This window comes from Bradyrhizobium sp., from assembly GCF_047605465.1.
In the GTDB taxonomy this organism is placed as follows: domain Bacteria; phylum Pseudomonadota; class Alphaproteobacteria; order Rhizobiales; family Xanthobacteraceae; genus Bradyrhizobium.
Genome location: NZ_JASGFS010000055.1, coordinates 33,626 through 47,017, shown reverse-complemented (window position 1 = coordinate 47,017; position 13,392 = coordinate 33,626). Strand labels below are relative to the sequence as shown.

The following is a 13,392-nucleotide window of genomic DNA, read 5'->3' as shown; positions in this document are numbered from 1 at the left end:
AAAGAGACGCGCTCATCAAGAAGGCCCAGCAGGTCGAAGTGGCGAACCGGTTCGACGACTGGGCCAGATCGCAGCCCGCCAAATAACTCCCCGCCTTACGCGCCGCCGACGACAAGGCGCCGCCCGTGCCGGGATCAGGATCGCTGGCGGCACTGATATCTATGTCGCGTCAATATCTACCGGCCATCATGTTCTGCGAGGAAGACCAAGGGCTGGGGATACTCAGTTCTTGGTCGCCGCGGCAATGGTGACAAGGACAGCTCCATCCGCGTCGCGAACCGTCACCGCGTGACCAGTGTGTTCCGCGAGCTTCCTCGCGAGATCTATCGCCATTTGATTGTTCGATAAATCGAGCGAGACAAGCGAATATTCGTTGTCACGAGGGGCCGGGGTCAGTGGAGCGCCGGAAGGCCAAGTCTGCTCTGTCATGGTGGCAAAACTACTGCGGCGCCGCGGGCGTTCCATCGCTTATGTTCACTTTTGAACGTCAGCCGCCCCCGCAGCCCGTAAGGGCCTACGAAAGCCGGCGGGCATTCTTTCCGTTGTGTTCCAAGCCGCTAGAGGTCCGGAACCAATGGAACTAGGCTTGACTCCAGAACGTCGACCGTTGTTTTCCACTAAACCTCGATCAACCACTGATGAACCTTGAAAAGCGGGTCCGGACCACCGCCAAGGACAAGACCAGCCCTGTCGAGATCAGCAGCACTGCTGAATAGCGAGTGCCTTTGCGTGCCGTGTCCAAAGACCGAATCCAATGTATCGGCAATCGAAGCCTCGATAGCTTTGGTCTCCGGTGCCCATCGCTCCTTGACGGACTCTGGTTGGAATGCCTCGATGTCAGCGATCCGACGCTGAAGCCGCCCGATACCTTGTCGGATTTGTTGGGCGGTCTTGAGCGGGGGCTGTGGTGGGAGAGTAAGCGTAGATTTGCGAGCCATGGGTGGAGTTCGACGTCACAAGCGAAGAGCCAATACGCTGCTTACCCAGTGCTTACCCGGCAGAGCGTGGGAATTTCGAAATTAGCCTAAGTAGCTGATTCTACTGGCGCACCCGACACGATTCGAACGTGTGACCTTTGCCTTCGTAGGGCAAAGCTCTCGCCTCTCGGACCGCGAGCAGTCATCGACGCTGGACGCCGGCGAGCGCGCGCCCCGTCGGCTTACTCTGTGGTACGCGGCTCTTCGCCGCCGCACGATTGGTTTTCCACGGTCGATGGCACAAAAATGCGTAGTTTGATTCGTTGGTTTGCGCCCCGGAAAAGCAAAAATACATAATCTTTCAAAAGGGATTGACTGACACTCTCTCCGCCATACAGCCGTCCATCGGCTCTCCGGTCATCGTCCCTCAGCCATCCTCCACCTGCCGTCGGCCGCGCGCTTGAGTGCGGGATCGCTCACCTGCACGTGTTCCGCGAGGAAGTCGATGAACGCGCGCACGCGGGCGGGGAGCGGGGCGGTGTGGCCGACATAGACGGCATGGATGTCCTCGCGGTCGCCGGGATTGTAATTTTGCAGCACCGGCACGAGGCGGCCGGAGTCGATATCGGGACCGATGTGGAAGAGGGCGAGGCGCGCGAGGCCGACACCGCCGAGTGCGAGGCGGCGGGCGGCTTCGCCGTCGCTGGCGCGCGCGGCCGGCAGCGGCATGGCCTCCTCGGTGCGGTCGCCACGCTTGAACGGCCATCCGCGGATCGCGCGCGGAAAGGTCCAGCCGATGCCGCGATGGTCGGCGAGATCCGCAGGCGTCTTCGGCGTGCCGTGGCGCGCGAGATAATGCGGCGCGCCGACCACCACCATGCGGCTGGTGCCGAGCTTTCGCGCGACGAGCCGCGAAGCGCGCAAAGGACCGACGCGGATGGCGACGTCGGCGCGCTCCTGCATCAGGTCGATCAGCGTGTCGGTCAGTACGAGGTCCAGCGTCACGTCGGGATGCTCCGCGAGGAAGCGCGGGATCAGCGGCATCAGGTGCAGCATGCCGAAGGGAATGTTGCTGTTGACCGCGAGGCGGCCGCGCGGCGTGGCGCCCGATGCCGCCTCCCGCTCGGCCTCCTCCATTTCGGCAAGGATGCGCACGGCGCGCTGGTAGAAGGCCTGGCCCTCTTCCGTCAGGGTGAGCTTGCGCGTGGTGCGGTTGATCAGCCGCGAGCCGAGCCGTGCCTCCAGACGCGAGATCAGCTTGCTGACGCCGGATGGCGTCAGGCGCAGTTTTCGCGCGGCCTGGGTGAAACCGCCGAGATCGACGACACGGACGAAGACCTCCATCTCGGCGGAGCGGTTGGTGTCGAAACGGGCCATGTTGAATTCACGTCACAAATGATTGGATTGCGGACATTCTAATCCCTTTGCCGCGGCGCGGCTATCTGCGTGGCTCGTCCCTCGCATCGGAGCCTCCCATGCCTCCCGCCGTCCTCGCGCTCACCGCCGGTGCCTTCGGCATCGGCACCACCGAATTCATCATCATGGGCCTGCTGCTGCAGGTCGCGGCCGACATGCACGTCACCGTGCCGGTTGCCGGCCTGTTGATCTCCGGCTACGCGCTCGGCGTGTTCGTCGGCGCGCCGGTCCTGACGCTGGCGACGCGGCGCATGCCGCGGAAAACCGTGTTGCTTGCGCTGATGGCGATCTTCACCCTCGGCAACGCGGCCTGCGCGCTCGCGCCCAACTACGAATTGCTGATGGCCGCGCGCGTTCTGACCTCGCTCGCCCACGGCACCTTCTTCGGCGTCGGCTCGGTGGTGGCGACCGGCCTCGTCGCCGAGGACAAGCGCGCCTCCGCCATCGCCACCATGTTCATCGGCCTGACCGTGGCAACCCTGCTCGGCGTACCCTTCGGCGCCTGGTTCGGCCTGATGCTCGGCTGGCGCGCAGCGTTCTGGGCGGTGACGGTGATCGGCATCGTCGCGTTCGCGGTGGTGGCTGTGCTCGTGCCCGGTCACGTCGGCGAGGGCGACAAGCCGATCTCGCTCGCCGAGGAGGTCGCGGTGCTCGGCCGCCCGCAGGTGCTTCTTGGCCTCGCCATGACCGTGTTCGGCTTTGCCGGCCTGTTCGTCGTCTTCACGTACATCCAGCCGATCCTGACGCGCTTCACCGGCTTTCCGGAGGCTGCGGTCTCGCCGGTCCTGCTGGTGTTCGGTGTCGGTCTTGCGATCGGCAATGTCGCGGGCGGCAAGCTTGCCGATCGCGGCCTCGCGCGCGCCCTGATCGGAACGCTCGCCGCACTCGCCATCGTGCTGCTTGGTCTCGCCGCCGTGCTGTCGATCAAGATCCTCGCCGTCGCGCTGATCCTGCTGCTCGGCATGGCCGCTTTCGCGACCGTGGCGCCGCTGCAGCTTCGCGTGCTGGAGGCCGCCGGTCCCAGTGGCCGCACACTCGCCTCCAGCCTCAACATCGCGGCGTTCAATCTCGGCAACGCGCTCGGCGCCTGGGCCGGCGGCGTCGCGATCGAGCGCGGGCTCGGGCTTTCCGCGCTCCCGCTGGTGGCGGCGGGCGTCACGGCGGTTGGCCTCGTGCTGGCGCTGTGGAGCCTGCGGCTCGACCGAGCGCCGGCCGCAGCCACCGCGTGCCCGGCGGAATAGGCTGCAGGCATTTCGTCGCATTGGCCGCTCCCGCCAACGCGTCATGCAGAAACACACCTGTACAGGGTCGTGGGACCTCCATAACCTCCACGTCGCAATTTCAGGAGATGCGACGTGGCAAAGAAGACGGCGACGAAGAAGAAGACTGCTTCGGAGAAGTCAGCGAAGACCTCGAGCAAGGCGAGCGGCGCCCGCAAGGGCGGAGCGGCGAAGACGGCCCGGAAGACCGTCAAGACGTCAGCCAAGAAGGCCGCGTCCCCGAAACCCGCCGCCGCCCGCCGTCCGAAGGGGCCGATCTGGCAATGGTCGGCGGTGGACACGGCGGCCGCGATTCGCTCCGGGGCCGTCTCCGCGGTCGAGACCGTCGAGGCGCATCTCGATCGGATGCGCGCGGTCAATCCCAGGCTGAACGCCGTCGTCGTCGACCTCGGCGAGGAGGCGCTCAAGGCCGCGCATGCGGCGGACAAGCGGCGGGCCAAGGGCGGTGATCTCGGCCTCCTGCACGGTGTCCCGATCACGATCAAGGAAAACGTGGACTATGAGGGCCGCCCCAATTTCAACGGCGTGCCGGCCAACAAGGACCTGATCGCGCCGTCGGACTCTCCGGTCGTGCGCAATCTGAAGAAGGCCGGCGCCATCGTCATCGGGCTCACCAACACACCGGAATTTTCGTTCCGCGGCTTTACCGACAATCCGCTGCACGGGCTGACGCTCAATCCCTGGGATCCGGACATTACCTGCGGCGGCTCCTCGGGCGGTGCGGGCTCCGCGGTCGCCGCCGGCATCGGCACCATCGCCCATGGCAACGACATCGGCGGCTCGCTGCGCTGGCCGGCGCATTGCAACGGCGTTGCGACCATCAAGCCGACGCAGGGCCGCATTCCAGCTTTCAACGGCAGCGCAACCGCCGAGCGGCCGATGCTGGCGCACCTGATGTCGGCACAGGGGCCGCTTGCCCGGCATGTCGCCGACGTCCGTCTGGCGCTCGAGGTGATGAGCCAGCGCGATCCGCGCGATCCCTGGTGGGTGCCGGCGCCTTTGGTCGGGCCGAAGCCGAAGGGGCCGCTCAAGGTCGCTCTGGCCAAGATCCCCGGCGACATGGACGTCGATCCGCACGTCGCGGCGGCGCTGCGTCAGGCGGCCGATCATCTGGAGCGCGGCGGCTACCGTGTCGGTGAGGTCGAGGTTCCCGACATCAACGGCGTCTGGCAGACCTGGTGCGACATCATCACCAACGAGACGATGGTGATGCAGGAGGCCGGCATGCTCAAAGTCACCTCCGAGGACTTCCACAAGGCCTGGAACGGCATGAAGACCAAGGCCAGCGTGCTCGATCTCAAGGCTTGGATGCAGGCGACCGCCGCGCGCAACGGCCACATCCGCGCCTGGCAATTGTTCTTCGAGGAATACCCAGTCGTGCTGGCGCCGACCACGGTGAAGCCGACGCCGGGACCGCGCGACGACACCGTCAGCGCCGAGCGCGTGCAGGAGGTGTTCTGGGGCGGCATGCGCTTCATCTCCGCGATCAACGTGCTCGGATTGCCCGGCGCCGTGGTGCCCGTCGCCGTGCATGACGGCAAGCCGATCGGCGTGCAGCTCATCGCAGGCCGCTATCGTGAAGACCTCGCCCTCGATGCGGCGGCCGCGATCGAGAAGCGCGCCGGCGTGCTCACGCATCGTCTCTGGGAGACGATGGCGTAGGGTGATAACATCGGCGACGTCCCTTCTCCCGCGCGGGAGAGGGGACGGGCGGAACAGGAGGGACGAACCATGCCGGGCGATCTTCCCGTCATCCTGCACCATTTCGACGAGTCGCCATTCTCCGAGAAGATTCGTCTCGTCTTCGGCCTGAAGAAGATCGCCTGGACGTCCGTACTGATCTCCCGGATCATGCCGCGCCCGGATCTGATGCCGCTCACGGGAGGCTATCGGCGCACGCCGGTGATGCAGATCGGCGCCGACATCTATTGCGACACCCAGTGCATCATCCGCGAGCTGGAGCGATGCTTCCCGACACCGACCCTGTTTCCCGGCGGCAACGAAGGGCTCGCCCTGGCGAGCGCGATGTGGACCGACAAATCGTTCTTCCAGAACACGGTCAACCTCGTGTTCGGCTCCCTTGCCGACAAGGTGCCGCAGAGCTTCATCGAGGATCGCGAAAAACTGCGCGGCGCGAAGTTCGACATTGCGGCGATGACGGCGGCGATCCCGCAAATGCGCGACCAGTATCGCGCACATGTCGGATGGGTAGAGACGCAGCTCGCGGACGGCCGTTCGTGGCTCGGCGGCAACGAGGTGAGCCTGGTCGACATCAATGCTTACATGAACCTTTGGTACGTCCGTTCAAATCTGCCGATCGCCGACGAATTGCTGGCCGAGTTTCCCAGAGTGCGCGCCTGGGAGGCGCGCGTCCGCGCGATCGGTCACGGCGCGCGGACCGAAATGTCGACCGCCGAGGCGCTGGAGGTCGGCCGGAATTCGTCCCCGCGGACGCAAGAGGCGGGCGATCCCCATGATGCCAACGGCCGCAAGGTCGGCGATCTCGTCGACGTCAGGCCGGACGATTACGGCAAGATCGCCGTGCGCGGGCGGATCGTCTCGCTCTCGGCGCACGGCATCGCCATCCGCCGCCACGACGACATCGCCGGAGATGTCGTGGTTCATTTCCCCCGCGCGGGCTTCCTGGTGACACCGGCTGGATGACAGCAACTCGTTAATTCAGTTTGATTCAAATTTTAGCCAATTCACCAACAAACGTTAGGGTTACTTGCTCGATCTCTAGGCGAATTATTGCTCGCTTTACCAGCCGCCACTAACACGGGACGGCGGACAACGCACACGCCCATCCAGGCCAATAAGTGCGGCCCGCTCCACGCGGAGGTGGACGATGCGGAACGAAACGATCGCTATTCACGCGGGCTACGAACCCGAAGCCACCACGCATGCGGTCGCCGTGCCGATCTACCAGACCGCGGCCTACGCGTTCGACAGCGCCGATCATGGCGCCGCGCTCTTCAACCTCGAAGCCGAAGGCTTTCGCTACAGTCGCATCGCCAATCCGACCAGCGCCGTGCTGGAAAAGCGCATCGCGCAGCTCGAAGGCGGCGTCGGCGCGCTCGCGGTCGCGACCGGACAGGCCGCGCTGCATTTCGCTTTCGTCAATGTCGCAGATCACGGCGGCAACATCGTCTCCGTGCCGCAACTCTACGGCACCACGCATACGCTATTATCCCATATCCTGCCGCGTCAGGGCATCACCGGCCGCTTTGCCGAAAGCGACGCGCCGGATGCGATCGCAAAACTGATCGACGAAAACACCCGCGCGGTGTTCGCCGAGACCATCGGCAATCCCGCCGGCAATGTCTGCGACGTCGAAGCGCTGGCGAAAGTGGCGCATGCGCATGGCGTGCCGCTGATCGTCGACAACACCGTCGCGACCCCGATCCTGCTCAAGCCGTTCGACTACGGCGCGGACATCGCCGTGCATTCGCTGACCAAGTTCCTGGGCGGCCATGGCACCACGCTCGGCGGCGCCATCGTCGATTCCGGAAATTTTCCCTGGGCGAAGCACGCCGACCGCTTCCCGGCCTACAACAAGCCGGATGCCTCGTATCACGGGCTCGTTTATGCCGAGCGCTTCGGCAAGACCGCCTATATCGAACGGGCGCGCAGTGTCTATCAGCGCACCATGGGCTCGGTGCTGTCGCCGTTCAATGCCTTCCTGCTGCTCCAGGGCATCGAGACCGTCGCGCTGCGCATGGAGCGTCATGTCGAGAACGCCCGCAAGGTCGCCGAATTCCTGCGCAGGGATCCGCGCGTCGAATGGGTCAACTACACCGGCTTTCCGGACAGCCCCTATTACCCGCTCGTCCAGAAATATCTGAACGGCAATGCGTCCTCGCTGTTCACCTTCGGCATCAAGGGAGGCATGGAGGCCGGCAAGGCCTTCTACGATGCGCTCAAGCTGATCACGCGCCTGGTCAATATCGGCGACGCCAAGTCGCTGGCCTGTCATCCGGCTTCGACCACGCACCGGCAGATGTCGCCGGAACAGCAACGTTCGGCCGGCGTGCTGCCGGAGACGATTCGCCTCTCGATCGGCATCGAGCATTCCGCCGACATCATCGAGGATATCGACCAGGCCCTGGACAAGGCCTGCCGGTCGGGTCGCCTCCAGGCCGCGGAGTAGGCGCCGGGGCCGATGACGATCCTGATCGACAGGGATCAAGGCATATCGAGCCCGGCGCTGGTGCCGGGAGAAGACGACCTCGCGCGCGATCACGCCGGCACTGATCTGACCATCGGTCTGGTCAACAACATGCCGGACCCGGCGCTGAAGGCGACGGAGCGGCAGTTCATGAAGCTGCTGCAGGCGGCCGCCGGGCCGCGCCGCATCCGCTTCCATTGCTTCTCGCTGCCGTCGGTCAAGCGCTCGCCGGAGGCGCAGTGGCACGTCGAAAGCGAATATTCCGACCTTTCGGATCTCGAGCGCATGAAGCTGGACGGGTTGATCGTGACCGGCGCGGAACCTGTCGCGCCCGGGCTCGACCAGGAGCCGTATTGGCGCGACCTCATTGCACTCGTCGACTGGGCCAAGGTCAACACGCGCTCGACGATCTGGTCATGCCTTGCCGCACATGCCGCGGTGCTGCATCTCGACCGCATCGAGCGCCGGCCGCTGCCGGCCAAATGCCATGGCATCTTCGATTGCGAGGCGGTGGCCGGCGATACGCTGACGCGTGGAACGCCCGGGCCGCTCAAGGTGTCTCATTCGCGCCTGAACGAAGTCGCCGAGAACGACCTGGTGCGGGCCGGCTACCAGATCGTGACGCGCTCGCGAGAGGCCGGCGTGGACATCTTCGTCCGGCAATATGCCAGCCGCTTCGTGTTCTTCCAGGGCCATCCCGAATATGACGCGCTGTCGTTGCAGCGTGAATATCTGCGCGACATCGGCCGGTATCTCGCGCGGGAGCGCGAGCACTATCCTGCGCTGCCCGTGAGGTACTTTGACGCAGCGACCGAGGAGAAGCTCGCCCGGTTCGAGAAGCGGGCAAGGCACCAGCGCCATCCGGCGCTCACCAATGAGCTGCCGGCCCTGAATTTGCGCGCCGATATCGCTGCCGGAAGTGCCGCGGCGGTGCTTTTTCGCAATTGGCTGCACGACCTCGCTGCGGACGCCGAGGCGGGGCTGCTCGTACGCTAGGCAACGGGCGCGGGTTCCTCGTTATCATTAATCGGGCGTAGGGCTTGCCTCGCACGGCGGGCGGATGTTTCAGTCGATGTCTACGGACGTACAGGGAATGCAATCGTGTGGTCGGCCCTCCAAGGACGTGTGAGCAATCGGCTGGCACGGCATTTTCGTGCCGCCCGACATCGATTGCCCGCAAATGCTCCGATGGTGAGCTTCACCTTCGATGATGCTCCCGACAGCGCGGCCGGGCTAGGCGCCTCGCTGCTGGAAGAGCATGGCGGCCGCGGCACGTTCTATCTGTCCGGGAGCCTGATCGATCAACCGTCCGATCATTGGCAGGGCCTGTCCGCCGAAGCGGCCCTGCGGCTGCATCGCGCCGGCCATGAGATCGCCTGTCACACCTTCTCGCACCTGCGCGCAGTCGATCTCGACGCGGCCGGCATGGCGCGCGAGATCGAACGGAACCGCAGCTATTTTCGCGGCATAGATTCGTCGATCACGCTGGAGAACTTCGCCTATCCCTACGGACTCGCCTCGGTCTGGCGCAAGCCGCAGCTCGCCAAGAGCTTCCGCTCGGCACGTGGCATCCTGCCCGGCGTGAACCGCGACGTCATCGATCTCCATTTCCTGCGCGCCTCGCCGCTGGTCGCGTGCGAAATCGATACGAACGGTATCGATCGCTATTTCGACGAGGCCGTCGCGAGCGGCGGCTGGCTCATCTTCTACGGTCACGACGTCGCCGATCCGCCGAGCCCGTATGGCTGCACCCCGGCCATGCTTCGCCATGCGCTTCAGGCCGCCGAAAAGCGCGGCATGCCGATCGTGACGATCGCAGAGGCCTTGCGGCGAATCGGCGCGTAGTGTCGACCGCCCGCGCTGACGCGGGAACCGATTCTCGGATTGCTACCTCTCGGCTGGCCCGGTTTTTCGCCGCAAATCGCTCTCTCCACAAGCGCGAGCTTGGGAAGCCTCGGCTGCCCTGCAAACGGCCTTGCCACGTCCGCGGCGTCATGCGACTGGCCTTGGGACGAATCTCACGGCTTTGCCTCGACACGCCATGCCCGCTTCCGCCACCGCCCCGCTGCCCGCGCCCGCCAACGGCCGCGATGCGCTGTCGGTGCTGCATTCGGTGTTCGGTCTGCCCGGCTTCCGGGGGGCGCAGGGCGAGATCATCCGGCACGTCACGGATGGCGGCAACTGCCTGGTGCTGATGCCGACCGGCGGCGGCAAGTCGCTGTGCTACCAGCTTCCGTCGCTGCTGCGTGAGGGCTGCGGGATCGTGGTGTCGCCCCTGATCGCGCTGATGCGCGACCAGGTCGCGGGCCTGATCGAGGCCGGCGTCAACGCCGCTGCGCTGAATTCCTCGCTGACGCTGCAGGAGGCGTCCGAGGTCGAACGGCGCCTGATCTCGGGCGATCTCGACCTGCTCTACATCGCGCCCGAACGCCTCGTGACGCCGCGCTGCCTGTCGCTGCTGGCGCAGGCGAAGGTGGCGCTGTTCGCGATCGACGAAGCGCATTGCGTCTCGCAATGGGGGCATGACTTCCGGCCCGAATATGTCGGCCTCTCCATCATCGCCGAGCGCTTTCCCGACGTGCCGCGCATCGCGCTCACGGCGACCGCGGACGAGCTGACCCGCAAGGAGATCGTCGAGCGGCTGCGGCTGGCGGACAGTCCGCAATTCGTCTCCAGCTTCGACCGGCCGAACATCCGTTACGAGATCGTCGACAAGCGCAGCGCTGTCTCGCAGCTCAAGGAGTTCATCCGGGAGCGGCACGCGGGCGATGCCGGCGTGGTCTATTGCCTGTCCCGCAACCGCGTCGAGGAGGTCGCCGCGGCCCTCGACGAGGCCGGCATTGCCGCTTTGCCCTATCACGCCGGCCTCGACAGCCAGGTGCGCTCGCGAAACCAGGACCGCTTCCTCAACGAGGACGGCATCGTGATCGTCGCGACCATCGCCTTCGGCATGGGCATCGACAAGCCCGACGTGCGTTTCGTCGCCCATCTCGATCTGCCCAAGAGCATCGAGGCCTATTATCAGGAAACCGGGCGTGCGGGCCGTGACGGCAAGCCGTCGGCGGCCTGGATGGCCTACGGGCTTTCGGACATCGTGCAGCAGCGCCGCATGATCGATGAATCCACCGGTTCCGACGATTTCAAACGCGTGTCGATCGGCAAGCTTGACGCGCTGGTCGGACTTGCCGAGTCCGCGCAGTGCCGGCGCAAGCGACTGCTCGCCTATTTCGGCGAGGAGGCGACCGCGGCGAATTGCGGCAATTGCGACAATTGCCTGACGCCGCCGAAGATGCGCGACGGCAAGGTGCTGGCGCAGAAGCTGTTGTCCTGCGCGTACCGCACCGGCCAGCGCTTCGGCGCGATGCACCTGGTCGACGTGCTGATCGGCCGCCTGACCGAAAAGGTGACGCAGTTCGGCCACGACAAGCTGTCGGTGTTCGGCATCGGGCGCGAGCTCAACGAAAAGCAGTGGCGCACGGTGCTGCGGCAGCTGGTTGCGATGGGGCATTTGCAGAGCGACAGCGAAGCCTTCGGCGCGCTGAAGCTGACGGACTCCTCGCGGGGCGTGCTGCGGGGCGAGACCGAGGTGTGGCTGCGTGAGGAAGCGCCGGGCACCCGTGTCCGGGCCAGCCGCACGAAATCCCGCCGCGGCGATCTCGCGCCCGCGGCTCACGCCGCCCAGGGCGACGTCGATCCCGAATTGCGGTCGCGGCTGCGGTCATGGCGCTCCGACGTCGCGCGCGAGCGGGGTGTGCCGGCCTATGTGGTGCTGCATGACGCCACCATCGACGGCATCGTGCGGGCGTGGCCGACCACGCTGGACGAACTGCGCGATGTGCCGGGCATCGGCGACAAGAAGCTCGAACATTACGGCGACGAGCTGCTGCGGATCATCAAGACGCGGTAGGGGCGCCGATAGATCCGCCACCTCAGCGCCTGACCTCACCCGTTCCGGAACGCGTAGGCATATCCGTTCAGTGCCGGCGCGCCGCCGAGATGGGCATAGAGAATCTTCGCGCCCTTCTCGAAATGGCCCTTCTGCGCCAGGTCGATCAGGCCCTGCATCGATTTGCCCTCGTAGACGGGGTCGGTGATCATGCCTTCGAGGCGCGCGGTGAGGCGGATCGCTTCCTTGGTCTCCTCCGACGGGACGCCATAGGCGGGGTAGGCGTAGTCCTCGATCAGCACGACGTCGTCGGCGACGATGTCCTTGCCGAGTTCGACGAGTTCGGCGGTGTTGCGCGCGATCGAGAGCACCTGCGTCTTGGTCTGGGCCGGCGTGAAGGAGGCATCGATGCCGATCACTTTGCGTGCACGGCCGTCCGCGGCGAAGCCAACCAGCATGCCGGCGTGGGTCGAGCCGGTGACGGTGCAGACGATGATGTAGTCGAACTTGAAGCCGAGCTCGGCCTCCTGCTTGCGGACTTCCTCGGCGAAGCCGACATAGCCGAGCCCGCCATATTTGTGCACGGAAGCGCCGGCGGGAATTGCGTAGGGCTTGCCGCCTGCCGCCTTCACTTCCTTGATCGCTTGCTCCCAGCTTTTGCGGATGCCGATGTCGAAGCCGTCGTCGACGAGACGTACGTCCGCGCCCATGATGCGCGAGAGCATGATGTTGCCGACGCGGTCGTAGACGGCGTCCTCGTGCGGCACCCAGGCTTCCTGCACCAGGCGGCACTTCATGCCGATCTTGGCCGCGACGGCGGCCACCATGCGGGTGTGGTTGGACTGCACGCCGCCGATCGAGACCAGCGTGTCGGCGTTGGAGGCGATCGCATCAGGGATGATGTATTCGAGCTTGCGCAGCTTGTTGCCGCCATAGGCGAGCCCGGAATTGCAGTCCTCGCGCTTGGCGTAGATCTCGACTTGACCGCCGAGATGCTTCGACAGGCGCTCCAGCTTCTCGATGGGAGAAGGGCCGAAGGTCAGCGGATAGCGCGCGAATTTCTCCAGCATCGTCAGATGTCCCGATTGGCGGTTGAGGTCCTGCGATGTGGCTACCATCGGCGCGCACGAATGTGCTCTCAAATGCCGCCCGCATATTGTCTGCTATCTTGCGCAGATGGCACAGTTGGCTAATATTTCTTCCAGAAAAGTCATCCTATGCGGAAGCTTCTTCCATGGCGGCTCGACTTGATCGCATCGACCTCAAGATGTTGAGACTGCTGCAGAATAACGGTCGGCTCAGCAACGCCGAGCTGGCGGAATCCGTTGCGATCAGCCCCGCCACCTGCCATCGCCGCACCCAGCGGCTGTTCGCCGACGGTTTCATCGCCGCCGTCCGCGCCATGGTGGCGCCGAAGAAGGTCGCCAAGGGCACGCTGGTCATGGTCGGCGTCGTGCTCGATCGTTCGACGCCGGAGAGCTTCGCGACCTTCGAGCAGGCGATCGCCAGGCTGAAATTCGTGCTCGACTGCCATCTCGTCGCGGGCGACTTCGACTACTTCCTTAAGATTCGCGTCGGCGACATGGAGGATTTCAACCGTATCCATGGCGAGCAGCTCATCGCGCTGCCCGGGGTGCGCCAGACCCGCACCTTCTTCGTCATGAAGGAAGTCGTCGACAACGCGCCGCTCGAGTTCTGAGCTGGAACCATTGATGCGCGATACGC

General features: G+C 65.2%; 10 protein-coding genes. 8 read left to right on the top strand and 2 right to left on the bottom strand.

What is annotated here, in order from left to right; all coding sequences use genetic code 11:
• Positions 1-1,334 precede the first annotated feature (1,334 nt).
• A complete protein-coding gene (locus QM712_RS28600) occupies positions 1,335-2,294 on the bottom strand; it encodes a LysR family transcriptional regulator (protein ID WP_415026507.1) in 960 nt (319 codons plus the stop codon).
• A 98-nt stretch (positions 2,295-2,392) separates the two neighbouring features.
• Here QM712_RS28600 and QM712_RS28595 point away from each other — a divergent pair, with 98 nt between their 5' ends.
• From QM712_RS28595 to recQ, 7 genes are all read left to right on the top strand, one after another.
• Complete coding sequence (locus tag QM712_RS28595) at positions 2,393-3,574, top strand: MFS transporter (protein WP_415026506.1); 1,182 nt, start codon at positions 2,393-2,395, stop codon at positions 3,572-3,574.
• A gap of 114 nt (positions 3,575-3,688) precedes the next feature.
• Positions 3,689-5,275: an amidase family protein gene (locus tag QM712_RS28590; RefSeq protein ID WP_415026505.1), complete on the top strand. Its 1,587-nt coding sequence runs from the start codon at positions 3,689-3,691 to the stop codon at positions 5,273-5,275.
• 69 nt (positions 5,276-5,344) lie between these two features.
• Positions 5,345-6,277 (top strand): glutathione S-transferase family protein, encoded by a 933-nt coding sequence (locus QM712_RS28585; protein ID WP_415026504.1) that lies wholly within the window; start codon positions 5,345-5,347, stop codon positions 6,275-6,277.
• Between the two features lie 184 nt (positions 6,278-6,461).
• A complete protein-coding gene (locus QM712_RS28580) occupies positions 6,462-7,763 on the top strand; it encodes an O-acetylhomoserine aminocarboxypropyltransferase/cysteine synthase family protein (protein ID WP_415026503.1) in 1,302 nt (433 codons plus the stop codon).
• Positions 7,764-7,775: 12 nt separating this feature from the next.
• Positions 7,776-8,777 carry a homoserine O-succinyltransferase MetA gene (gene metA / locus QM712_RS28575; protein WP_415026502.1) on the top strand — a complete coding sequence of 334 codons (1,002 nt, stop codon included), beginning with the start codon at positions 7,776-7,778 and terminating at the stop codon, positions 8,775-8,777.
• A 105-nt stretch (positions 8,778-8,882) separates the two neighbouring features.
• A complete protein-coding gene (locus QM712_RS28570; RefSeq protein ID WP_415026501.1) occupies positions 8,883-9,626 on the top strand; it encodes a polysaccharide deacetylase family protein in 744 nt (247 codons plus the stop codon).
• 196 nt (positions 9,627-9,822) lie between these two features.
• Positions 9,823-11,688 carry a DNA helicase RecQ gene (recQ, locus tag QM712_RS28565; RefSeq protein ID WP_415026500.1) on the top strand — a complete coding sequence of 622 codons (1,866 nt, stop codon included), beginning with the start codon at positions 9,823-9,825 and terminating at the stop codon, positions 11,686-11,688.
• A 35-nt stretch (positions 11,689-11,723) separates the two neighbouring features.
• On the opposite strand, the gene QM712_RS28560 is transcribed toward recQ, so the two are convergent.
• Complete coding sequence (locus tag QM712_RS28560; protein ID WP_415026509.1) at positions 11,724-12,737, bottom strand: 1-aminocyclopropane-1-carboxylate deaminase; 1,014 nt, start codon at positions 12,735-12,737, stop codon at positions 11,724-11,726.
• 164 nt (positions 12,738-12,901) lie between these two features.
• On the opposite strand from QM712_RS28560, the gene QM712_RS28555 reads away from it, so the two are divergent.
• On the top strand, positions 12,902-13,366 hold the full coding sequence (locus QM712_RS28555; protein ID WP_415026499.1) for an Lrp/AsnC family transcriptional regulator: 465 nt from the start codon (positions 12,902-12,904) through the stop codon (positions 13,364-13,366).
• The last annotated feature ends 26 nt before the right edge of the window (positions 13,367-13,392 follow it).